This is a genomic window from Pseudomonas sp. XP1 (assembly GCF_053557675.1).
Genome location: NZ_JBNRIJ010000001.1, coordinates 365,700 through 386,251, shown reverse-complemented (window position 1 = coordinate 386,251; position 20,552 = coordinate 365,700). Strand labels below are relative to the sequence as shown.

Annotated in this window: 24 protein-coding genes; 12 read left to right on the top strand and 12 right to left on the bottom strand. The window is 64.7% G+C overall.

Features of this window, described 5'->3' with window-relative positions; translation table 11 throughout:
* Positions 1-27: 27 nt before the first annotated feature.
* Positions 28-678 carry a GNAT family N-acetyltransferase gene (locus tag ACK1U9_RS01790; protein WP_046616595.1) on the bottom strand — a complete coding sequence of 217 codons (651 nt, stop codon included), beginning with the start codon at positions 676-678 and terminating at the stop codon, positions 28-30.
* Positions 679-810: 132 nt separating this feature from the next.
* Here ACK1U9_RS01790 and xthA point away from each other — a divergent pair, with 132 nt between their 5' ends.
* The gene (gene xthA, locus ACK1U9_RS01785; protein WP_046616596.1) at positions 811-1,623 is read left to right on the top strand and encodes an exodeoxyribonuclease III; all 813 of its coding nucleotides are present in this window, start codon (positions 811-813) and stop codon (positions 1,621-1,623) included.
* Positions 1,624-1,708: 85 nt separating this feature from the next.
* Here the strand turns inward: xthA and ACK1U9_RS01780 are convergent, their stop codons facing one another.
* Positions 1,709-2,461 carry an anti-sigma factor family protein gene (locus tag ACK1U9_RS01780; RefSeq protein WP_108481330.1) on the bottom strand — a complete coding sequence of 251 codons (753 nt, stop codon included), beginning with the start codon at positions 2,459-2,461 and terminating at the stop codon, positions 1,709-1,711.
* Entirely contained in the window at positions 2,458-2,979 is a 522-nt protein-coding gene (locus ACK1U9_RS01775; RefSeq protein WP_046616598.1) for a sigma-70 family RNA polymerase sigma factor, read from the bottom strand. The genes ACK1U9_RS01780 and ACK1U9_RS01775 overlap by 4 nt, the downstream gene beginning before the upstream one ends.
* A gap of 124 nt (positions 2,980-3,103) precedes the next feature.
* Between ACK1U9_RS01775 and ACK1U9_RS01770 the strand changes: the two genes are divergently transcribed.
* The 4 genes from ACK1U9_RS01770 to ACK1U9_RS01755 all read left to right on the top strand — a co-directional run bounded on the left by ACK1U9_RS01770 (position 3,104) and on the right by ACK1U9_RS01755 (position 6,606).
* On the top strand, positions 3,104-4,156 hold the full coding sequence (locus ACK1U9_RS01770) for a catalase family peroxidase (protein ID WP_046616600.1): 1,053 nt from the start codon (positions 3,104-3,106) through the stop codon (positions 4,154-4,156).
* A complete protein-coding gene (locus tag ACK1U9_RS01765) occupies positions 4,153-4,686 on the top strand; it encodes a cytochrome b (protein ID WP_046616601.1) in 534 nt (177 codons plus the stop codon). The genes ACK1U9_RS01770 and ACK1U9_RS01765 overlap by 4 nt, the downstream gene beginning before the upstream one ends.
* A gap of 87 nt (positions 4,687-4,773) precedes the next feature.
* Positions 4,774-5,979: an MFS transporter gene (locus ACK1U9_RS01760; RefSeq protein ID WP_284386373.1), complete on the top strand. Its 1,206-nt coding sequence runs from the start codon at positions 4,774-4,776 to the stop codon at positions 5,977-5,979.
* Between the two features lie 81 nt (positions 5,980-6,060).
* A complete protein-coding gene (locus ACK1U9_RS01755; protein WP_046616603.1) occupies positions 6,061-6,606 on the top strand; it encodes a cupin domain-containing protein in 546 nt (181 codons plus the stop codon).
* 94 nt (positions 6,607-6,700) lie between these two features.
* Here the strand turns inward: ACK1U9_RS01755 and ACK1U9_RS01750 are convergent, their stop codons facing one another.
* The gene (locus ACK1U9_RS01750; protein WP_046616604.1) at positions 6,701-7,312 is read right to left on the bottom strand and encodes a 2-hydroxychromene-2-carboxylate isomerase; all 612 of its coding nucleotides are present in this window, start codon (positions 7,310-7,312) and stop codon (positions 6,701-6,703) included.
* Positions 7,313-7,341: 29 nt separating this feature from the next.
* Positions 7,342-8,073: an SDR family oxidoreductase gene (locus ACK1U9_RS01745; protein ID WP_449109633.1), complete on the bottom strand. Its 732-nt coding sequence runs from the start codon at positions 8,071-8,073 to the stop codon at positions 7,342-7,344.
* Between the two features lie 89 nt (positions 8,074-8,162).
* On the opposite strand from ACK1U9_RS01745, the gene ACK1U9_RS01740 reads away from it, so the two are divergent.
* A complete protein-coding gene (locus tag ACK1U9_RS01740) occupies positions 8,163-8,726 on the top strand; it encodes a TetR/AcrR family transcriptional regulator (RefSeq protein WP_449109632.1) in 564 nt (187 codons plus the stop codon).
* A complete protein-coding gene (locus ACK1U9_RS01735; protein WP_108481633.1) occupies positions 8,713-9,306 on the top strand; it encodes an eCIS core domain-containing protein in 594 nt (197 codons plus the stop codon). Before ACK1U9_RS01740 ends, ACK1U9_RS01735 begins: the two co-directional genes overlap by 14 nt.
* Positions 9,307-9,419: 113 nt before the next feature.
* Here ACK1U9_RS01735 and ACK1U9_RS01730 read toward each other — a convergent pair whose 3' ends face one another.
* Positions 9,420-10,409: a bile acid:sodium symporter family protein gene (locus ACK1U9_RS01730; protein WP_046616608.1), complete on the bottom strand. Its 990-nt coding sequence runs from the start codon at positions 10,407-10,409 to the stop codon at positions 9,420-9,422.
* Positions 10,410-10,528: 119 nt separating this feature from the next.
* Here ACK1U9_RS01730 and ampC point away from each other — a divergent pair, with 119 nt between their 5' ends.
* Positions 10,529-11,671 carry a class C beta-lactamase gene (ampC, locus tag ACK1U9_RS01725; protein WP_449109631.1) on the top strand — a complete coding sequence of 381 codons (1,143 nt, stop codon included), beginning with the start codon at positions 10,529-10,531 and terminating at the stop codon, positions 11,669-11,671.
* Between the two features lie 301 nt (positions 11,672-11,972).
* Positions 11,973-12,305: a hypothetical protein gene (locus ACK1U9_RS01720; RefSeq protein ID WP_108481636.1), complete on the top strand. Its 333-nt coding sequence runs from the start codon at positions 11,973-11,975 to the stop codon at positions 12,303-12,305.
* 46 nt (positions 12,306-12,351) lie between these two features.
* On the opposite strand, the gene ACK1U9_RS01715 is transcribed toward ACK1U9_RS01720, so the two are convergent.
* The 6 genes from ACK1U9_RS01715 to ACK1U9_RS01690 form a co-directional block, all read right to left on the bottom strand.
* Positions 12,352-12,663, bottom strand: a complete 312-nt coding sequence (locus ACK1U9_RS01715) for a hypothetical protein (RefSeq protein ID WP_023663278.1) — start codon at positions 12,661-12,663, stop codon at positions 12,352-12,354.
* A gap of 140 nt (positions 12,664-12,803) precedes the next feature.
* Positions 12,804-12,992 carry a hypothetical protein gene (locus ACK1U9_RS01710; protein WP_085598581.1) on the bottom strand — a complete coding sequence of 63 codons (189 nt, stop codon included), beginning with the start codon at positions 12,990-12,992 and terminating at the stop codon, positions 12,804-12,806.
* Between the two features lie 138 nt (positions 12,993-13,130).
* Positions 13,131-13,451, bottom strand: a complete 321-nt coding sequence (locus tag ACK1U9_RS01705) for a YbjQ family protein (protein WP_003258990.1) — start codon at positions 13,449-13,451, stop codon at positions 13,131-13,133.
* A gap of 201 nt (positions 13,452-13,652) precedes the next feature.
* A complete protein-coding gene (locus ACK1U9_RS01700) occupies positions 13,653-14,537 on the bottom strand; it encodes an EamA family transporter (protein WP_085598579.1) in 885 nt (294 codons plus the stop codon).
* A 145-nt stretch (positions 14,538-14,682) separates the two neighbouring features.
* Entirely contained in the window at positions 14,683-15,438 is a 756-nt protein-coding gene (locus tag ACK1U9_RS01695) for a class II aldolase/adducin family protein (protein ID WP_046616621.1), read from the bottom strand.
* Between the two features lie 23 nt (positions 15,439-15,461).
* A complete protein-coding gene (locus ACK1U9_RS01690) occupies positions 15,462-16,505 on the bottom strand; it encodes an ABC transporter substrate-binding protein (protein WP_135001284.1) in 1,044 nt (347 codons plus the stop codon).
* A gap of 176 nt (positions 16,506-16,681) precedes the next feature.
* On the opposite strand from ACK1U9_RS01690, the gene ACK1U9_RS01685 reads away from it, so the two are divergent.
* The 3 genes from ACK1U9_RS01685 (at position 16,682) to ACK1U9_RS01675 (ending at position 20,546) form a co-directional block, all read left to right on the top strand.
* The gene (locus tag ACK1U9_RS01685; RefSeq protein WP_108481638.1) at positions 16,682-18,634 is read left to right on the top strand and encodes an oxidoreductase; all 1,953 of its coding nucleotides are present in this window, start codon (positions 16,682-16,684) and stop codon (positions 18,632-18,634) included.
* Positions 18,635-18,674: 40 nt separating this feature from the next.
* A complete protein-coding gene (locus ACK1U9_RS01680) occupies positions 18,675-19,274 on the top strand; it encodes a helix-turn-helix domain-containing protein (protein WP_085598573.1) in 600 nt (199 codons plus the stop codon).
* Positions 19,275-19,343: 69 nt separating this feature from the next.
* Complete coding sequence (locus ACK1U9_RS01675; protein WP_108481639.1) at positions 19,344-20,546, top strand: NAD(P)/FAD-dependent oxidoreductase; 1,203 nt, start codon at positions 19,344-19,346, stop codon at positions 20,544-20,546.
* Positions 20,547-20,552 lie beyond the last annotated feature (6 nt).

The window sequence follows — 20,552 nt, the reverse complement described above, 5'->3', positions numbered from 1 at the left end:
GCTCAAGGGAGCCGCCGCGCAGTCTGCTCAGGCAAAAGCAGAATTGGAAGAGACCGGATTGGGATGGAAGAACACCCTCTCGCGGATTGGTCCTACAGCCACCTCGCCAATTTCCTCATAGCCCTGACGCTGGTAAAAGGCCAGGTAGTGCTCGTTGCCGGTGTCCAGCACCACACCCTGGGTACCAGGGTCGTCTGCGCACCAGTCATGCACAGCTTGTAACAATTGCTCGCCGTAGTGCTTGCCCTGAAATTGCGGGTGCACGCCCAACAGCGGTAGCACATGCACCTCCTCGGTGGGCAGGCAGGTGGCCAAGGCGGCCTGGTAGTCCATGTAGCGGCGCGTACAGCGCAGGCCGGTGCCCATCATCATGCGCAGGCGCCAGGCCCAGCTGTCGGCCACCCCCAGCCGGCGCATCGGCGGCACGATCAGGGCCAGGGCGATCAGGCGGTCCTCCACCAGCAAGCCGATGGCGGGCAGTTGCAGGTAGAAGTGCTGGCGTACCCACTCGCGCACCATCACCCGCAGGCGCCGCTCATAACCTGGGCGCTGGGCCTCGAAGATATAGGCGAAGGTAGGTTCGTGACGGTAGGCGTTGTACAGCAGCGAACGCGCCTCGCGGCTGTAGCCGTCATCGAGCAGGCAGACACGGGCCGGGGTGGCAGTGGTTTCGGGCATTGCGGGCAGTCCTCCTGGAATGGGCTTACAGTGCCCTGGAAAGGACGTTAGCAGCAGGCACCCGAAGCCGCCATGCTGGTGATGGCAAGCGATGTCGGCTAGCATCGCGCCTTTTACCGGGATTATCTTTCCATGAAGATCGTCTGTTTCAACATCAACGGCCTGCGGGCCCGCCCGCACCAGCTGGCGGCGCTGATCGAAAAGCACCAGCCGGACGTGATCGGCCTGCAGGAAACCAAGGTCAGCGACGATCAGTTCCCGCTGGCCGACGTGCAGGCGCTGGGCTACCACGTGCATTACCACGGCCAGAAAGGTCACTATGGCGTGGCCCTGCTGTCGCGCCAGGCACCGCTGAGCCTGCACAAGGGCTTTGCCAGCGATGAAGAAGACGCCCAGCGCCGCTTTATCTGGGGCACCTTCGCCGATGCCGATGGCAACCCTGTCACCATCATGAACGGCTACTTCCCCCAGGGTGAAAGCCGCGACCACCCCACCAAGTTCCCGGCCAAGCAGCGCTTCTACAGCGACTTGCAGGCCCTGCTGGAAGGCCAGTTTCGCAACGACCAGCCGCTGCTGGTGATGGGCGACATGAATATCTCGCCGCAGGACTGCGACATCGGCATCGGTCCGGACAACGCCAAACGCTGGCTCAAGACCGGCAAGTGCAGCTTCCTGCCGGAAGAGCGCGAATGGATGGAACGTTTGAAAGCCTGGGGCCTGGTGGACAGTTTCCGCCACCTGTACCCGGAGGTTTCCGACCGCTTCAGCTGGTTCGACTACCGCAGCCGCGGCTTCGAGGACGAGCCCAAGCGCGGCCTGCGCATCGACCTGATCATGGCCTCGCAGCACCTGGTGCCGCGGATCAAGGATGCGGGTGTGGACTATGAGCTGCGCGGGATGGAAAAACCGTCGGACCATGCGCCGATCTGGCTGGAGTTGAGCTGATCGTCAGCTGAACGCACAGTACCTGCAGGAACGGCTTTGTGTTGCGATGGGGCTGCCATGCGGCCTTATCGTGACCGCGCATCTGTCACAACCCCAACCGCAACGCCTCCCCCACCCCCGCCCGGCGCACATCGTCCGCCGCGCTGACCAGAGCAAAGTTGTAGGCCCCATGCGACCAATAACGCGCCTCCAGCTGGCCATCCACCCGCTGCCCGTCCGGCATGCGCCGGTACTGATCGCCCGGTGACCGCAGGAACAGGCTGATGCGCTGGCCCTTGCCATCCTCGAACACCAGCAATGCCGCCGGCCCTCGCTCATTGCTGAGCAGGCGCGCACCCACCGGTTTGAAACCGTAGCCGGCCAGGTCCGGCAACTGGCCCACGCTTTTGAAGTGGCGCCCCAGCCAGTCGCGCAACTGGCCCGGGTCGCTGGCCTGAATATCCAGTGCCTCGCTGCCGGCAAACAGGCGGTGCGCCTGAACCGCATCGGCCATCGGCAGGTCGGCACGCGCCAGGGTGGCATCGCGCACCTGCCAACCACCCAGGCCACCCACGCCCAACGCCAACAACAATACCGCCGCCGTGGCCCAGCGGCGCTGGCGGCGTTGGCGCAATTGCCGGCGCAACTGCCCCAGGTCCAGCTGCGCAGCCCCGGGCATTTCGCCAAACCCGGCCAACGCCGCACGCAGGCGCCGGGCGTCGGCACGCCAGCCCTCGACCTTGGCCGCAGCCTGCGGATTGGCCGCCAGCCAGGCCTGCACCTCGGCCCGGCGCACAGGCTCCAGGCGCTCGTCGACGTAAGCGTGCAGTTCGTCTTCACTGGGGATCAGGCGCGTCATTTCAGTCTCCGCAAGGCCGGGGGCTGGGGGCTGCCCTCGGTCAGTTCGCGCAAGGCATTGCGGGCGCGCGACAGGCGCGACATCACAGTGCCGATAGGGATACCCAGGGCCTGGGCGGCCTCCTTGTAGCTCAAACCTTCGATGCTGACCAGCAGCAGCAACGCACGCTGTTCTGCCGTGAGCCGGGCGAAAGCCTGCAGGTCGGCCTGGGCCAGGACAATGGCCTCGAGGTTGTCGCCAACCGGCTCGTCGTCGCGCTCGCCGCGGCCGAACCAGGACAGCCAGCGCGCATGCAGGCGCTCGCGGCGCTTGCCGTCGAGGAACAGCCGATAAAGGATGGTGAACAGCCAGGCCCGCAGAGCATCGGCGTCGCGTTGCTGGTCGCGCCGGCTCAAGGCCCGCTCGACCGTGGCCTGCACCAGGTCATCGGCGCTACCCGGCTCGCGGGTCAGCCATACGGCAAAGCGGCGCAGGCGGGCCAGCAGCTCGCGCCACTGGTGGTCATCCAGATCATGCATGGCAAAGTCCCGGCCTCTGGGGCTGTCAGTGTAAGAGGCAGACGCCTGTGAGGAAAATCTATTCCCGGCAAGGGAATAAGTTTTTCCCTGCACCGTCGTACCGGCACCTTCACCTAACCGGACAATGACCATGAACTCACCCCTGCACGGCCCGGCCAAGGCCCTGCGCCTGGCCGCCATCGGCGCCGTGATGCTGGGCGCGGGCGCCGCCTTTGCCTATGCTGCCGGCTGGTTTGGCGAAACCCGCCTGACCCCACAGCGCATCATCGACACCTTCGAAGCCCAGGCCGGGCATTACCCGGGTTACCGGAAAAACCACGCCAAGGGCCTGTGCGTCAGCGGCTACTTCCAGCCCAGCGGGCAGGCCGCCAGCCTGTCCACGGCGCGGGCGTTCAGCCAGCCGCGGGTGCCAGTGATCGGCCGCTTCGCCATTGGCGGCGCCAACCCGTTCGCGCCGGACACCGGCATACCGGTGCGCAGCCTGGCCATCGAGCTGAGCACCGACGACGGGCAGGTCTGGCGTACCGGCATGAACAACCCGCCGGTACTGGCTGTAAGTACGCCACAAGCCTTCTATGAACAGGTGTTGGCGGGGGCGCCGGACCCTGCCACCGGCAAACCAGACCCGGGCAGACTGCAGGCGTTCTTCGCCGCCCACCCGGAAAGCGCGGCGTTTCGCCAATGGGCGGCGGGCTACAAACCAAGCAACAGCTTTGCCAGCACCCAGTACCACAGCATCAACGCGTTCCGTCTGATCGACGCAAGCGGCGCAGCCCACCCCGTGCGTTGGCAACTGGAGCCGCAAACGGCGTTTGCCGCCCTGCCTGCCCAAGTCGATGACAAACAGTTCCTGCAGCATGACCTGCAGCAACGGCTGGCCCAAGGCCCGTTGCGCTGGACCCTGCGCCTGGTGCTGGCGGAACCTGGGGACGCGGTGGACGACCCTGCCAGCCCCTGGCCTGCCGAACGGCGCAGCGTAGACGCCGGCACGCTGGTACTGGAGCAGGTCGACGGCCCCGAGCAAGGTGCCTGCCGCGACCTCAACTTCGACCCGCTGATCCTGCCCCGGGGCATCCAGGCTTCCGCCGACCCGATTCTCGCCGCCCGTTCGGCCGCCTACTCGGAATCCTTCAACCGCCGCAGCCGCGAATCGCTCGGCACCGGAGCCCACCCATGAAAACCGACGCCTTCCACCCCTTCGCCCGCCTGTTGCACTGGCTGATGGCCGTACTGATCCTGGCCATGTTGTTCATCGGTGTGAGCATGGTCGCCGACCTTTCGCCGCGCCACCCCGTGCTGATCGGGTTGCACAAGGCCACCGGCCTGGCCCTGCTTGTGCTGGTACTGCTGCGCATCGGCGTACGCCTGGCCCTGCCCCACCCAGCCCTGCCACGCGACCTGCCTGCACTGCAACGCTGGGCCGCCGGGGCGTCGCACCTGCTGCTCTATGGTCTGATGCTGGCCATGCCGCTGCTGGGTTGGGCCATGCTGTCGGCCGGTGGCTACCCGCGCCCGCTGGGCTTGCCGGCGATTGCCCCGCATGACTTGCAGTTGTACGCCGTGCTGCGTCAGGCCCATGGCTGGGCTGGCTACCTATTGTTCGCCACGGTGCTGGTGCATGTGGGTGCGGCCTTGATGCATGCATGGGTGCGCCGCGATGGCGTGTTGCGTAGCATGTGGCCTGGCCCACTGCGCCGCGGCGAATGACGCTCGGCAACCCAGGGGGCGCTCGACAATCGATAATAATTCCCAACAAGATCGGCTTTTATTTGCCGTGCCGCCCTGGACTGCCCTATGAACGTCGCAAAGGATCCTGCCACACTCGCACCCGTCAGAACCCTGGACCTGCGCCCCCTGCTGCTGGCCAACATGGCCTGTACCATGTCGATGATGGCCTTCGTCGCCCTGATCGGCCCGATCGCCCGCCAGCTCGGCATGGCCACCTGGCAAGCCGGTGCCGCCGTGACCGTGGCGGGCGTGGTCTGGGTGCTGCTGGCCCGGCCCTGGGGGCGCGCCGCAGACCGCCTGGGCCGTCGGCGCATCCTGCTGCTGGGTAGCGCCGGTTTCACCCTGGCCTACTGGCTGCTGTGCCTGTTCGTAGAAGGTGCACTGCGCTGGCTGCCGGGGGCGACTTTGGCCTTCATCGGCCTGATGGTCGCGCGCGGCTGTATCGGCGCCTTCTATGCTGCCATCCCGGTGGGCTGCAATGCGCTGATCGCCGACCATGTCGAACCGCAACGCCGGGCCCGGGCCATGGCCTCGCTGGGGGCGGCCAACGCCGTCGGCCTGGTGGTGGGGCCGGCACTGGCGGCGCTGCTCGCGCGGCATAGCCTGAGCCTGCCGTTCCATATCATGTCGCTGCTGCCGGCCAGTGCCTTTCTGGTCCTTCTGTTCACACTCAAGCCGCAGGCGCTGCCGCACAGCCATGCCCCCAGCCCGGTGCGGCTGAACGACCCCCGCCTGCGCCGGCCTTTGCTGGTGGCGTTCAGCGCCATGCTCAGTGTCACGGTATCGCAGATCATCGTCGGTTTCTTCGCCCTCGACCGCCTGCACCTGGGCCCTGCCGAGGCTGCCCAGGCCGCCGGCATCGCCCTGACCACGGTGGGCGTGGCGCTGATCCTGGCACAGGTGCTGCTGCGTCAGCTGGAATGGCCGCCGTTGAAGATGATCCGGGTCGGCGCCACGGTTTCAGCCCTGGGCTTTGCCTGCGGCTCGCTGGCCACCACGGCGCCCTGGCTGTGGGCTTGCTACTTTGTCGCGGCAGCGGGCATGGGCTTTGTCTTCCCGGCATTTTCAGCGCTGGCGGCCAATGCCATGCATGCCTCCGAGCAAGGTGCCACGGCCGGCTCCATCGGTGCTGCCCAGGGCATGGGCGCGGTGATCGGGCCGCTGGCCGGCACCCTGGTTTATGCGGCCGATCCACGCTTGCCATTCCTGGCGGTGGCGGCGCTGCTACTGCTGGTCGGGTTATGGCCGATGCCCCGCGATCAGCGGGCCTGACAAGCACAGCGCGCAAGCGCGCAGAGTGTGTTTTAATGCGCATCGCTCATTATTATTGACACCTCTGATTACAAGGCGGCTATGGACACGGGGACGCGACTCAAACTGGTGCGTGAACGCAACAACCTCTCCCAACGGGAATTGGCCCGCCGCAGCGGGCTGACCAATTCGACGATCTCGCAGATCGAGCAGAATCGCGTCAGCCCTTCGGTCAGTTCCCTAAAAAAACTGCTCGAAGGCATTCCGATGAGTCTGGCGGAGTTCTTCAGTTTCGACGAGCCGGTGCGCGAAGAGCGCTACGTGTTCCGTGGCAGCGAGCAGCCAGACCTGGGCCGCAACGGCCTGCGCATGCTGCTGGTCGGCGCCAGCGTCGAAGGCCGACAAATGCGCATGCTGCGTGAACTGTATGCACCGGGCGCCGATTCGGGCGAACCGATCGTGCATGCCGAGGGTGAAGAGTGCGGCCTGGTCACCCGCGGCACCGTCGAGTTGTGGGTCGATGGCCAGGTGAGTGTGCTCAACTCGGGCGACGGGTACTACATCCCCACTACCTTGCCGCACAGCTTCAAGAACATCGGCCCGGACGAGGCCGAGATCATCAGCGCCAACACCCCGGCGAACTTCTGACTGCTTTATGCAAGGGGATGGCACCGGCTTTGCCGGTGTTCGCGGCTAAAGCCGCTCCCACAGGGAACGCGCCAACCCTGTGGGAGCGGCGCCTTCAGGCAAGGCTGTCGACACCCTGACGCAACGCCTCTTCGACAAAGTCCAGGCGGTCCTGCCCGAAGAACATCTCATCACCGACAAAACAGGTCGGCGCGCCGAACACCCCGCGCTCCACTGCCTCTTCGGTCGCGAGCCTGAGCGCGGCCTTCACCTCGTCATCAGCCGCCAGCGCGCGAAACGTCTGCGGGTCGAAGCCGCCCTGCCTGAGCGTGTCGTCAAGGATGGCGCTATCGCCCAGGTTGCGGCGCTGCGCAAACAGCCCATTGAACAGCACCGCCAGCAACGCCTCGAACCGCTCCGGCGAACGCAACTGGGTGCCCACTGCCCCGCGCATCAGGGTCAAGGTATTGATCGGGAACCCCGGCGGCCACTCCAACGGTACCCCATAGCGCGCAGCGAAGCGCGCCAGGTCGGTGAACATGTAACGGCCCTTGGCCGGGATCATCACCGGCGAGGCGTTGCCGGTGGCCTGGAAAACCCCGCCCAGCAGCATCGGCCGGTAGCGCAGTGTGGCGCCCTGGCGGGCACACAGGTCGGGCAGTTGGGTCCAGGCCAGATAGCTGGCCGGGCTGCCCAGGTCAAAGAAGAAATCGACAGTGTTGCGCATGGTTACGGTCCTTGCTCTGTGAAAGGGGCTTACCAGCGTTCCATCCAGGGGCGCAGGTCCAACTCGAAGGTCCAGGCGTCGCGTGGTTGCGCATGCAGGAACCAGTAGCTGTCGGCGATATGGGCCGGGTCAAGGATGCCATCCTGGTCCTTGAGGGCATAGCGCTCGGGGAAAGTGTCACGGATGAAGGCGGTGTCAATGGCCCCGTCAACCACCACGTGGGCGACATGGATGTTCCGCGGCCCCAGTTCGCGCGCCATGCTCTGGGCCAGGGCGCGCAAGGCATGCTTGGCCCCGGCGAATGCCGCGAAGCCCGCCGCGCCACGGGTGCCAGCAGTGGCGCCGGTAAACAGGATGGTGCCACGCTCGCGTTGCACCATGCGCCGGGCTACCGCCTGGGCGGTGAGGAAACCGGCAAAACAGGCCATCTCCCAGACCTTGAAGTATTTGCGCGGGGTCTCCTCGAGAATGCTACAGGGCACATTGGCACCGATATTGAAAACAAACGCTTCGATCGGGCCGATATCACGCTCGATGGTTTCGACCAGCGCCGCCACCTCCTCCTCCTTGCGCGCATCGGAGCCAAAACCGTGTGCCTGGCCGCCCGCAGCGCGGATTTCGTCCAGCAGCGGCTGCAACTTGTCCGCCTGGCGCCGGGTAACACAGGCAATGTAGCCCTCGCGCGCAAAGCGCTTGGCGATCTCGCCGCCGGTAGCATCCCCCGCGCCAATCACGAGCACCACATTTTGTTGTTCTGCCATGCCTGCCTCCATTAGTGAATGATCGTTTAGTAAACGAACGCTATGTTATGATCGCCGCCACCGTCAAGCCCGCCTGCAGAGGCAATTGAATGCGCTACACCAATGAACACAAGCAGCAAACCCGCGAGCGGCTGCTGGCCAGCAGCGGCGCGCTGGCCAAACGCGGGGGCTTTTCCAGCACCGGCGTGGCCGGGCTGATGAAGGCGATCGGCCTGACCGGCGGCGCCTTCTACAACCACTTCCCGTCCAAGGACGACCTGTTCACCGAGGTGGTGCGGCAGGAACTGTGCAACAGCCCGCTGGCGCGCCTGGCCAACCAGGAGGCCAGCCGCGAACGCCTGGGCCGTTGCCTGCAGCAGTACCTGAGCCTGGCTCACCTGCACAATGCCGAAGGTGGCTGCCCGCTGCCGCCATTGGGGGTGGAGATCGCCCGGGCCGGAACACCGGTGCGCGCCGTGGCCGAGCATTGGCTGGTGGAACTGCACCAGGCCTGGAGCGCGACCCTGGAGGACGACGAGTTGGCCTGGGTGCTGATCAGCCAATGCGTCGGCGCCTTGCTGGTCGGGCGCATGCTGGCCACGGAAAGCGTGCAATCGCAGGTACTGGACGCCAGCCGCCACTTTGTCGAGAAGGCCCTGCATGAAGCGGATTAGCCTACTGCTGGGGCTACTGTTGAGCCTGCCCGCGCTTGCCGAACAGGCCTGCCCGCCAGGGCAGTACCAGGTGTGCCTGATGGGATGTTTCTGTGCACCCATCGACCCTGGGCAGGCCGGGCAGATTTTCAAGGATGTGGAAGTGTTGGCTTCGTCCAGCCTGACCTACGCCCTGCAACAGGCTCGCGACGAAGCCACCGCCGCCGGCGTCGAGCCGATCCCGTTGCATATCCGTGCGCAACTCGAACCCTGGTACGACTTTGCCGTGCTCGACGCGGCGCGCTTCCGGGTAGGTGACGAACAGCAGATGAGCGCAGCCAATGCGCTGCTGCAGAACCCCGACGTGAACGCCGTGACGCTTATCGACACGATCATCTTCCGCCGCCCCGCCGATGCCGAGGACAACGTCGCGTTGTGGGCGCACGAGCTCAAGCATGTGCAGCAGTATCAGCAGCTGGGTGTGGAAGAGTTCGCCCGGCGCTATACGCGCAACTACGACGACCTGGAAGCGCCGGCCTACAAGATCGAGGGCGAGGTAAGCAAGGCGCTGCGCGAGCGCACTTCAGGACAGGCCAGATAAGCCAGGGGCTGCTTCGCAGCTCATCGCCGGCAAGCCAGCTCCCACAGGGATAGCACATGACTTGAGATCGATGCGGTCGAGGTAGGAGCTGGCTTGCCGGCGATAGGGCCCTGTCAGGATGCCGAAGCCTCCTCAGCCACCTGCCCACGGCTGGCATAACGCTGCGCCAGCACCGCACAGACCATCAGCTGGATCTGGTGGAACAGCATCAGCGGCAGGATCATCGCGCCTATGCCACTGCCGACGAACAGCACCTGCGCCATTGGCACGCCGGTAGCCAGGCTCTTCTTCGAACCGGCGAACAGGATGGTAATGCGGTCCTCCAGGTCAAAGCCCAACAGCTTGCCCAGCAACCGGGTACCGTACAGCACCACCGCCAGCAAAATCCCGCACACGGCAAACAAGCCGGCCAGGTGCTGCGGCGATACCGTGTGCCACAGCCCGGTCACCACCGCCTCGCTGAAAGCGGTGTAGACCACCAACAGGATCGAGCCCTGGTCCACCACCTTGAGCCAGCGCGCATTGCGCTTGACCCAGGCACCGATCCAACGCCTGGCAAACTGTCCGGCCACGAACGGCACCAGCAACTGCAGGGTGATCTTCAGCACCGCATCCAGGCCGGAACCGGTATCGCCGCTGGCTCCCAGCAACATCATCACCAGCAACGGCGTGAGGAAGATGCCCAACAGGCTGGATGCCGCCGCGCTGCAAATGGCCGCCGGCACGTTGCCACGCGCCAGCGAGGTGAAGGCGATGGCCGACTGCACGGTGGCCGGCAAGGCACACAGGTAGAGCACGCCCAGGTACAGCTCGTTGCCCACCAGTGGCACGAACAGTGGCTTGAACGCCAGGCCCAGCAGCGGAAACAGCACGAAGGTGCAGGAGAACACCAGCAAGTGCAGGCGCCAGTGCCCGGCACCGGCGATGATCGCCTCGCGCGACAGCTTGGCGCCGTGCAGGAAAAACAGCAGGCCGATGGCCAGGTTGGTCAGCCAGCCAAAGTACACCGCGCCGTCGCCCGAGCAAGGCAGTACGGTGGCAATCAGTACCACCCCGAGCAAGGCCAGGGTGAAATTGTCGAATAACATGCGCAAATACTTCATCACAGTTTCCGTCTTGTCATTGTGCAAGGGCAGACGATAAGGTCTTCGGTTTTTCGCCGCTAACGCCGGAACCCCCACCGGTGTCGCTCAACGGACACGCTCCAGCACAGGACCCGCTCATGCCCCTCTCCCGCCTGGCTGCACTTGCAGCCGCCATCACTCTCACCCTGGGCCACAGTGCCGCCCAGGCCGACGACCAGTTGCAGGCCAAGGTCGACCAGATCATCCGCCCGCTGATGCAGGAGCAAGGCATCACCGGCATGGCCGTGGCCATCTATGCTCGCGACCATGCGCACTACTTCAGCTATGGCGTGGCCAGCAAGGCCGACAATGTGCCGGTCAGCCGCGACACGCTGTTCGAGATCGGTTCGCTGAGCAAGACCTACACCGCCACGTTGGCCGCACTGGCCAGTGCTGAAGACAAGCTGAACCTTGATGCCCCGGCCAAGCACTATCACCCGGCCCTTGCCGGTGCCCCCATCGGCGACGCAAGCGTGCTGGAGCTGGGCGCCTACAGTGCCGACTGCCTGCCATTGCAGTTCCCGGATGCGGTGCAGACGCCGCAGCAGGTGATCGATTTCTTCCGTCACTGGCAACCCCGCTCCAAACCTGGCACCCAGCGCTGCTACTCGAACCCCAGCCTGGGCCTGTTCGGTGACTTGGCCGCCCGCGCGCAGCATCAGCCGTTTTCCACATTGATGAGCGAAGGGCTGCTGAAACAGATGGGCCTGGAAAACACTTATCTGCAGGTACCGGCCAGCGCCCAGGGGTTGTATGCCCAAGGCTACGACAGTGCCGACAAGCCAGTGCGGGTCGGCCCCGGCCCTTACGCCGACGAAGCCTACGGCATAAAGACCAGCGCCAGCGACCTGCTGCGCTATGTGCGCCTGCACATGCAGCCGGTGGGGTTGCCACCGGCGCTGGCGCAAGCCACTGCCATTACCCAGCGGGGCTACTTCCAGGTTGGCACCATGACCCAGGGCCTGGGCTGGGAGCGCTATCCCTACCCGGTCACGTTGGCCACCCTGGTAGACGGCAACGGCCCGCAGCTTGTCCGTGAACCGCAGGCAACCACGCGTTTGCAACCAGCGCTGCCGCCGCTGCCGGCAGCCTGGTACAACAAGACCGGCTCGACCAATGGTTTCGGCGCCTACGCTGCGTTCGTGCCCGCCGAACAGCTGGCCGTAGTGTTGCTGGCCAATCGAAATTACCCGAACGAAGCCCGGGTGCGCGCGGCCTTCGACATTCTGTCCGGGCTGTAGTGAGGGCAGCGATTGTCGAACAAAACGACACGATGTAGTGAATAAAAATATTCACTACAAAATGGTTGACGCCGTTCATCGCCCTTGGGCATGATGAAGCCGTCTCCCCGATCGGGAGCGGTGGCAAGGGTGTTCCAGACGGCCTGCGCGGTAACGCAGGCCGTCCGTGGAGAGGGAAACTGTCCAAAAGGCAGCGTGAGAAAGCCCCTGTTGCGATGCTGCTGTAGCAGCCTTGGTAGTGCGCTACACCGTGGTAGCGCCAACTGTGAAAAATCACCTACGAATGGGTAATGGGGGCTTTATGATGAACTTGAACAACAATCCGACTATCGACCAATTGGCCCAGCTGTTCGCCGTACGCAAGGACAGCCTTGACGACCATCTGCTGTGGGTCAGCCAGACCGGTGAAGTGCGCCTCGATCGCCTGCCACCGAACACCGTCGAAGATGAATTCGAAGAGCACCTGCCCAGCATGCGTGCCCGCTTCAAGGTCTACCGCCGTGGCCAGGGCTACGTCGGCAAGAAGGCCGCCGCCGACACCGAGTTCGTTGGCCGCGTCCTGCAGACCCTGCAACAAGAATGGCCCGCTGCCCGTGAGCAGCAGGCAGTCAAGGTGATCGAATCGCTCAATTGAGGGTTCCCACCTTTACCTGAGCCCGGCCCGCATAGGCCGGGCTTTTTCATGCCTGGCGCCGCTGGCTGCGCGGCTCTGGCAGCGGCAAGGCGCCGGTTGCCATCGCCCGGGCGCGATCGACACCCCATACCAGGGCGCGGGTCATGGTCTCGCCTGGCCGTGCGGGGTAATACTCCTCCAGCAATGCTCGCCCATCCCCGGCATACAGCCCCAGGAACAACTGAGTCGCCCCCAGGCGCGACAAGCGCACCTGCACGTCCAGCGTGGTGCCGTCACTGAGCGCTTCGTCGTGGCACCGGCTGTGCAGCTGGGCGTCAGCCCATTGCCAATAGGTCTCTTCCCTGACTCGCATGAGCATTCAATCCTCCGTTGCTGGAATGCCGCGCAAGAAAACCACAGCCTTGGCCATCCTGCGAGCGCTACCCGGCAATGCCATGAGGCGGATCAAGAAATGGCAATAAAAACCCCGCCATTCGGCGGGGTTGTCCTGGAGCGGGATCACTTCTTCAGCGGAACCCGCGGCATGAAGCGGCCTTTTTTTCTGCGCTGCAGGTGTGCAGGCTGGAGCTGTTCGGAATCATCCAGCGTCATGTGGGCGAAGCCCAGGCGGAATGCCGCCTGGCCGCAACGCACCTGGCTGTTGATCGGGAACGCGTCGTTCAGGTCTTCGAAAAAGGATTCGCTCATGCCCTGTCTCCCTCCAGTGGCGGACGCGCCGGCAACCAGAACGGTTGCTCAACCAAACGCGACCTGTGAAAGTGAGACTAGCTGGTCATTTGCGGACCGCCCGGACCGAAGCCCTGGACCCGACCAGCGGCAGACGCTCTACTTCAGGCGCACCGCTGTACCGGTAGCAAATACCACGACCATGCCACCCTGTACCGACGGCATGCTGATCTCGAAATCCACCCCCACTACCGCATCGGCTTGCAACTGGCGTGCCCGCGCCTTCAATTCCTCGGTGGCTTGTTCCCGGGCTTCGCGCAGTGCGCTTTCCAGCGTTTGCGAACGGCCGCCGAAGAAGTCGCGAAAACGTGCAAAGAAATCGCGCACGAAGTTGATGCCCTGCACCGATTCGGAACTGACCACGCCCAGGTATTCGGCAATCGGGCGGCCTTCGAGTTGGCTGGTGGTGGAAATGATCATGGGGTGCACTCCATTGGCCTGGCAAAAGAGGCCGATTCTAACAGAGGGCAATTCCACTCGCAGATATACAGTCAATTGTGGGAGCGGGCGTGCCCACGAAGCAGGCACCGCGGTGGTTGGCACGGGCTTCGCCCGTGTTCGCGGGCACGCCCGCTCCCACAGGGCTTGCGATTTTCAGTCGGGCAGTGGCTGAAGGATCAACTACGCGCTGACCGCGCGCAGCCGTTGGCCAATGCGGGCACCGAACACGTTCACCAACAACCCTGCCATCACCAGCAATGCGCCCCACCCCTGGGTCGCAGTCAAACGCTCACCCAGCAACAACGCCGACGAACTCAGGCCAATCACAGGCACCAGCAGCGAGAACGGCGCCACCTTGCCGGCCGGGTGGCGCGAGAGCAGCTTGCTCCACAGGCTGTAGCCGAGCATGGTGGCGACAAACGCCAGGTAAGCCAGGGCCAATACCGAACTCCAGCCGATATTGGCAAGGGCATGGCCAATACGCTCCGGCCCCTCCAGCCACCAGGACAGCGCCAGAAACGGCAGCGGCGGAATCAACCCGCCCCAGATCACCAGCGCCACCAGGTCAACCGAGCCAAAGCGCCGGGTAATGATGTTGCCCATGCCCCACATGGCGCCGGCACACAGGGTCAGCACCAGCGCCAGCACTGGTACATGGCCGCCGTCTTCGCTGCCGATAAGCGCCAGGCCGCTGGCAGCCACCAGCAGCCCCAGCACGCTGGCCAGGCGCAGCCGCTCGCCGAGGAACAGCGCGGCAAAGCCGAGGGTGAAGAACGCCTGCGACTGCAGGATCAGCGAGGCCAGCCCTGGCGGCATGCCGCTGTACATGGCCTGGAACAGGAACGCGAACTGGCCCAACGAAATGGTTGCGCCGTAGGCGATCAGCCAGCGCCACGGCAGCTTGGGCCGCTTCACCAGCAGAATCGCAGGGAACGCCACCAACAAGAAGCGCAATGCCCCCAGCAACATCGGCGGCAAGCCATCGAGGCCAACCTTGATGACCACGAAGTTGACTCCCCAGGCGACAATCACCACCAGGGCGATGAGCAGGTCCTTGAGCGGCATTGCGACATCCTTCTTCAGGCTTTCTAGACATATTTCGTTACAGCATAAGGCTATTCCTTTGGCAGGGACCAGCACAGTTGCGGTCAAGAGCTGCGCAACAGTGACTGTTATCGTGGCAAGGTCGACACGACGTTGCAGGAACGCGTCAGTTCCGATAACCAGGCGCCACCCTTTCCAGCATCCGCAGCAGTGCCGCCCACGCCAGCTGCAATGCATCCGGATCCGCCAGCTCGCCCTGCTTCAACCCCCGCCCAGGTTCATTGAACTGCCGCTCGGTATGCGCGCACACTTGAGGCGACGGCAGAATCACCTGCCCGGCACTCTGTGCCGCCAACTGGATCTCGCAGGCCTTCTCCAGGTAGTACATGCGCAGGAATGCTTCGGCCACGCTGCGCCCGGTGGTCAGCAGGCCATGGTTACGCAGGATCATCACCGGCTTGTCGCCAAGATCGGCTACCAGCCGCCGCTGCTCATCCATGTCCAGCGCAATCCCTTCATAGGCGTGGTACGCCACCTTGCCGTAAAACTCCATGGACATCTGGTTGAGCGGCAGCAGCCCGCATTCCAGCGCCGCCACCGCACAACCTGCCCGGGTGTGGGTATGCAGCACGCAACGGGCATCTTCGCGGGCAGCATGGATGGCGCTGTGGATGACGAAACCGGCCGGGTTGACCGGGTGCGGCGTCGGTTCGATCGGCCGGCCTTGCAGGTCGATCTTCACCAGGCTGGAGGCCGTGACCTCATCGAAGAGCAGGCCGTACGGGTTGATCAGGAAGTGGTGCTCCGGCCCCGGCAGGCGCAGGGAAATATGGGTGAAGATCAGGTCGCTCATGCGGAAATGGGCGATCAGCCGATAGCAGGCGGCCAGCTCGTGGCGCAGGCTTTGTTCCGTTGCGATCATCATCGTTATTCCTTTGCAGAACGCTATTTGCTGGCCCACGCATTGAAGCGCTGTTCCAGCTCTTCGCCATGGTCCACCCAGAATTCCACATTCATCGCCAACGCCCCCTGCAGGTTCTGCGGCGAAGTCGGTACCCAACTGGCCAGCGCCGGGTCGAGCTTAGCTGCCGCCTGGGTGTTGGTAGGCCCGTAGGGAATCTGCTGCACATAACGCACCTGGGTATCCGGCTGGTTGGCGTAGGCGATCAGCCGCTTGGCCTGGTCGACGTGCCGCGAGCCCTTGATGATCGCCCAGTAATCCATGCCATACAGGCTGCCAGGCCAGACCACCGCCAGCGGGCTGCCCTGCTGGGCCGCAACGGCGATGCGCCCGCTGTAGGTCGAAGTCATCACCACGTCACCCGCCGCCAGCCACTGGGCAGGCTGGGCGCCGGCGTCCCACCACTGGATATGCGGCTTGAGTTCGCTGAGTTTGGCAAAGGCACGCTCGACCCCGGCCGGAGTAGCCAGCACCTGGTACACATCCTCGACCTTGACGCCGTCGGCCATCAGGGCGAACTCCAGGTTGTACACCGCACGCTTGCGCAGGCCGCGCTTGCCCGGGTACTTGCTCACGTCCCAGAAGTCAGCCCACGATGCAGGCGCCTGGGCCAGTTTGCTGCGGTCATAGGCAATGGCCACGCTCCATACCAGCGCGGCCGAGCCGCAGGCTTGTGCGGCGTCGGCAATCAGTTCATCCGCATGGCCCATGCGCTGCCAGTCCAACTGCTCGTAGATGCCCTCGTCGCAGCCACGCACCAGGTCAGGCCCTTCGATCTGCACCACGTCCCAGTCGACATTGCCGGTGTCGGCCATGACCTGGATACGTGCCATTTCGCCGTTGTACTCACTCTGGATCAGCTTGCTGCCATCCTGGGCACTGAACGGTTTGAAGATCGCCTCGTCCTGGGCTTTCTGGCCGGCCCCACCATAGCCGACCACGACCATCTGTGGTGCCGCTTGGGCACTGCCCAAGCCCATGGCCAGCAACGCTGCGCAAAAGCTGCTTACACGTGGGAATACCTGCATCGTAGTTGCCTCCTGCCGGTGCCCGAGGGGCCCGTTTTCTTGTTGTTGTGAGGTCACGCCCTCGCCATGAGGGTGAGAAAAACCTAGTCGCCGACCAGTAAAAAAACAAGTTGATTTTTTACTGGCGCTACACTTTCATAAAAAAACAAGAACAACACCGCACCGGAGCCGCCTGTATGCAGACCGCCTTCCCTCACCTGTTCGAAGCCTTGCAGATACGCGGCAAACGCCTGAAGAACCGCATCATGTCCACCGGCCACGACACCTGCCTGCCCACCGACAACCTGGTCAACGACAAGCTCATCGCCTACCAGCGCGCCCGCGCCGCCGGTGGCGTCGGCCTGATCGTGCTGCAAGTGGCAGGGGTGCATGACAGCGCCCGCTATACCTCCCATGTGCTTATGGCCACCGACGACGCCTGCATCGACGGCTACCGCCAGCTTGCCGAGGCCTGCCATGAACATGGCACGGTGGTACTGTCGCAACTGTTCCACCCCGGGCGGGAGATCATGGAGTCGGCGGACGGCTTGCTGGCGGTGGCCTACTCGGCGTCCGCTGTGCCCAATGAACGCTTCCGGGTGATGCCGCGTGCGCTGGACCAGGCGATGATCGACGAGATCGTCCAGGGCTATGCCAGCGCTGCCCGCCGCCTGCACCAGGCCGGGCTGGATGGCGTTGAAGTGGTGGCCAGCCATGGCTACCTGCCTGCGCAGTTCCTCAACCCCCGGGTGAACCAGCGCACGGATGGCTACAACGGTGAGCTCGAACAGCGCCTGCGGTTCCTGCGCGAAGTGCTGGCCGCCGTACGCGCGGCCACCGACGAGCAGTTCATCATCGGCCTGCGCATCAGTGCCGACGAGCGCGACAGCCAGGGGTTGAGCGAGGACGAATCGCTGGCTGCAGCGGTTGCCTTGCAGGGCCAGCTCGATTACCTGCACATCGTTGCCGGCACGTCGGCATCGCTGGGTGGTGCCGTGCATATCGTGCCGCCCATGGCCATTCAACCGGCCTACCTGGCCCAGGAGGCCGGCACCTTCAAGCAGCACCTGGGCATCCCGCTGTTCGTCACCGGGCGTATCAACCAGCCCCAGGAAGCCGAACTGATCCTGGCCCGTGGCCAGGCCGATGTCTGCGGCATGACCCGCGCGCTGATCTGCGACCCACAAATGCCGAACAAGACCGAGCATGGCCAGGTCGAGGACGTAAGAGCCTGTATCGCCTGCAACCAGGCATGCATCGGCCATTTCCACCGAGGCCTGCCCATTTCCTGCATCCAGCGGCCGGAAACCGGCCGCGAGTTGCAGTACGGGCAGTTGACCCCCGCCGCCCGCCCCAAGCGCATACTCGTGGCCGGTGGCGGGCCCGCCGGCATGAAAGCCGCCGCAGTAGCCGCTGCGCGCGGGCATCAGGTCACGCTGTACGAGGCTGGCCCGCAGCTCGGCGGCCAGGTGCTGCTGGCCCAGTTGCTGCCACGGCGCAGCGAGTTCGGTGGCGCCAGCACCAACCTGCAGCGGGAAATGGCCCTGGCGGGCGTGGAAGTGGTACGCAACACCCGGGTCGACCGCGCACTGGTCGAACGAGAACGCCCCGACCTGGTGATAGCGGCCACCGGTGCCACCCCCTACTGGCCCGCCTTCGAGCGTACCGGTGAGCTTCAGGTGGTGGATGCCTGGCAAATACTGCGCAATGAAGCAAAACCGGGGCGCTCGGTGCTGGTGATCGACTGGCGCTGCGACTGGATCGGCCCAGGCATCGCCGAACGCCTGGTACGCGAAGGCCATCAGGTTCAGCTGGCCGTCAATGGCACCCATTGCGGCGAAAGCCTGCCGCTGTACGTGCGCGACCAGCTGGCCGGCGAGCTGCATCGCCTGGGTATTCCCGTCACACCTTATGCCCGCCTGTATGGCAGCGACGACAACACGGTGTACCTGCAGCACACCGCCAGCGGCGAACCAATGATCTTCGAAGGCATCGATACCCTGGTACTGTGCCTGGGCCATCAACCGGAAGACCGCCTGGCCACGGAGCTGGCCGGCCTGGTGGAGGTTCACCGCATTGGCGACTGCCTGGCGCCGCGTACCGCCGAAGAAGCGATTCACGATGGCCTGACGGTTGCCTGGGCGCTCTGAGGCTGTACATACTGCGGCTTTTCACGATGGACCGACATGCATGAGCCAACTCCCCCAGCCCCCCGCCAGCGCAGCCGGGGGCGCCGCGCCGCAGTTTCTCGGCAGCCGCATTCGCGGCCTGCGCAAGCGCCGTGGCATGACCCTGGCGGAGCTTGCCACGCACAGTGAACTGACCGCTGGCTACATCAGCCAGCTGGAGCGCAACCTCTCCTATCCATCGATTCCGGCGCTGTTCAACATCGCCCGCAGCCTGGGGGTGACCATCCAGTGGTTCTTCGCCAGCGAAGCCACCACTGCGCCCGAGGACCAGGGCTATGTGGTAAGGCGCAACAGCCGCCTGAGCGTGCATTACGAAGATGGTATCGTCGATCAACTGCTCACGCCCCAGCCCAACCGCCAGCTCGAGATCCTGCATTCGCGCTTTCCTCCGGGCAGCTACAGCCAGCAGAGCTACAGCCACGACGGTGAAGAGGCCGGCTACATCCTCAGCGGCAGCTTCGAGCTATGGGTAGGCGAGCGGCATTTCCAGCTGGGTGAAGGGGACAGCTTCAGCTTCTCGAGCCAGGAACCGCACCGCTATGGCAACCCCGGTGAGGTGGATGCCGTGGTGATCTGGGTGATCACCCCGCCAACATTCTGAAGCCTGCTCGCTCCCCAGCATCCAGCAACAGGGCCTACCTTGTTAACCGAACTTCAGAGGAGCACAACCATGAAGCAGATCCTGATCATTGGCGCGGGCTTTGCCGGCCTGTGGAGCGCGCTCAGCGCCGCCCGCCAGCTTGACCTCCATGGCCGCAAGGATGTCGAGATCACCTTGCTAGCCCCCCAGGCCGAGCTGCACGTGCGCCCACGGTTCTACGAACCCGACGTTCATGCCATGGCCGCGCCATTGCAAGAGCTGTTCGATGCCGTCAACGTCCGCTTCGTGCAGGGCACGGCCTTCCACATCGATGAAGCGGCCCACCGCGTCAGCTACCGCACCCGCAGCGGCACCCAGTGCGCCCTGCCCTACGACCGCCTGATCATGGCCTGCGGCAGCGTGCTCAACCGGCCCGACATGGTCGGCATCGAGCATGTGTTCGATGTCGACAAGCTCGACAGCGCCGCGCGCCTGGAAACCCACCTGAAGTCACTGGCCAACCTGCCCGACACGCCGGCGCGCAATACCGTGGTGGTGGCCGGTGGGGGCTTTACCGGCATCGAGACCGCCACCGAGCTGCCGGCCCGTCTGCGAGAAATCCTCGGCGAGGACGCGGCGTTGCGCGTGGTGGTGGTCGACCGTGGGGTGAGAATTGGCGCGGCCCTGGGTGAAGGCATCCGCCCCGCCATCGAGGAGGCCTCCAAGGCCTTGGGCGTGGAATGGATCTGTGGCGCCACGGTAGCCTCGGTCGACCCTGCCGGCGTGCTGCTGGACAACGGCCAGCGCATCGACGCCAGCACAGTGATCTGGACCGTGGGCTTCAAGGCCAACCCGCTCACCGAACAGATCAGTGGCGAGCGCGACCGCCAGGGCCGCTTGCATGTCGATGGCAATCTCAAGGTGACAGGCAATGATGCCGTGTACGCAGCGGGTGATGTGGCCTATGCGGCCTGCGACGAGGTTGGCAATTACGCGGTGATGTCCTGCCAGCATGCGATTCCGCTGGGGCGTCATGCGGGCAACAATGCGGCAGCCGAGCTGATTGGCGTGGCACCGAAGACCTACAGCCAGCCCAAGTACGTGACCTGTCTGGACCTTGGGGCCTGGGGGGCGGTGTATACCGAAGGGTGGGAGCGCACGGTGTCGCCGCCGGAAGACAAGGCCGAGGCCAAGGCGTTGAAGGCGCAGATCAATACGGTGTGGATCTATCCGCCGGCGACCGAACGTGCTGCGGCGCTGGCAGCGGCTGACCCGGCTATTCCAGTGGCCTGAGGTTGA

Excerpts from the sequence above, each read along its gene's own strand:
- ACK1U9_RS01790 (WP_046616595.1), bottom strand. The coding sequence starts at position 678 with ATGCCCGAAACCACTGCCACCCCGGCCCGTGTCTGCCTGCTCGATGAC.
- xthA (WP_046616596.1), top strand. The coding sequence starts at position 811 with ATGAAGATCGTCTGTTTCAACATCAACGGCCTGCGGGCCCGCCCGCAC.
- ACK1U9_RS01780 (WP_108481330.1), bottom strand. The coding sequence starts at position 2,461 with ATGACGCGCCTGATCCCCAGTGAAGACGAACTGCACGCTTACGTCGAC.
- ACK1U9_RS01775 (WP_046616598.1), bottom strand. The coding sequence starts at position 2,979 with ATGCATGATCTGGATGACCACCAGTGGCGCGAGCTGCTGGCCCGCCTG.
- ACK1U9_RS01770 (WP_046616600.1), top strand. The coding sequence starts at position 3,104 with ATGACCATGAACTCACCCCTGCACGGCCCGGCCAAGGCCCTGCGCCTG.
- ACK1U9_RS01765 (WP_046616601.1), top strand. The coding sequence starts at position 4,153 with ATGAAAACCGACGCCTTCCACCCCTTCGCCCGCCTGTTGCACTGGCTG.
- ACK1U9_RS01760 (WP_284386373.1), top strand. The coding sequence starts at position 4,774 with ATGAACGTCGCAAAGGATCCTGCCACACTCGCACCCGTCAGAACCCTG.
- ACK1U9_RS01755 (WP_046616603.1), top strand. The coding sequence starts at position 6,061 with ATGGACACGGGGACGCGACTCAAACTGGTGCGTGAACGCAACAACCTC.
- ACK1U9_RS01750 (WP_046616604.1), bottom strand. The coding sequence starts at position 7,312 with ATGCGCAACACTGTCGATTTCTTCTTTGACCTGGGCAGCCCGGCCAGC.
- ACK1U9_RS01745 (WP_449109633.1), bottom strand. The coding sequence starts at position 8,073 with ATGGCAGAACAACAAAATGTGGTGCTCGTGATTGGCGCGGGGGATGCT.
- ACK1U9_RS01740 (WP_449109632.1), top strand. The coding sequence starts at position 8,163 with ATGCGCTACACCAATGAACACAAGCAGCAAACCCGCGAGCGGCTGCTG.
- ACK1U9_RS01735 (WP_108481633.1), top strand. The coding sequence starts at position 8,713 with ATGAAGCGGATTAGCCTACTGCTGGGGCTACTGTTGAGCCTGCCCGCG.
- ACK1U9_RS01730 (WP_046616608.1), bottom strand. The coding sequence starts at position 10,409 with ATGAAGTATTTGCGCATGTTATTCGACAATTTCACCCTGGCCTTGCTC.
- ampC (WP_449109631.1), top strand. The coding sequence starts at position 10,529 with ATGCCCCTCTCCCGCCTGGCTGCACTTGCAGCCGCCATCACTCTCACC.
- ACK1U9_RS01720 (WP_108481636.1), top strand. The coding sequence starts at position 11,973 with ATGATGAACTTGAACAACAATCCGACTATCGACCAATTGGCCCAGCTG.
- ACK1U9_RS01715 (WP_023663278.1), bottom strand. The coding sequence starts at position 12,663 with ATGCTCATGCGAGTCAGGGAAGAGACCTATTGGCAATGGGCTGACGCC.
- ACK1U9_RS01710 (WP_085598581.1), bottom strand. The coding sequence starts at position 12,992 with ATGAGCGAATCCTTTTTCGAAGACCTGAACGACGCGTTCCCGATCAAC.
- ACK1U9_RS01705 (WP_003258990.1), bottom strand. The coding sequence starts at position 13,451 with ATGATCATTTCCACCACCAGCCAACTCGAAGGCCGCCCGATTGCCGAA.
- ACK1U9_RS01700 (WP_085598579.1), bottom strand. The coding sequence starts at position 14,537 with ATGCCGCTCAAGGACCTGCTCATCGCCCTGGTGGTGATTGTCGCCTGG.
- ACK1U9_RS01695 (WP_046616621.1), bottom strand. The coding sequence starts at position 15,438 with ATGATCGCAACGGAACAAAGCCTGCGCCACGAGCTGGCCGCCTGCTAT.
- ACK1U9_RS01690 (WP_135001284.1), bottom strand. The coding sequence starts at position 16,505 with ATGCAGGTATTCCCACGTGTAAGCAGCTTTTGCGCAGCGTTGCTGGCC.
- ACK1U9_RS01685 (WP_108481638.1), top strand. The coding sequence starts at position 16,682 with ATGCAGACCGCCTTCCCTCACCTGTTCGAAGCCTTGCAGATACGCGGC.
- ACK1U9_RS01680 (WP_085598573.1), top strand. The coding sequence starts at position 18,675 with ATGAGCCAACTCCCCCAGCCCCCCGCCAGCGCAGCCGGGGGCGCCGCG.
- ACK1U9_RS01675 (WP_108481639.1), top strand. The coding sequence starts at position 19,344 with ATGAAGCAGATCCTGATCATTGGCGCGGGCTTTGCCGGCCTGTGGAGC.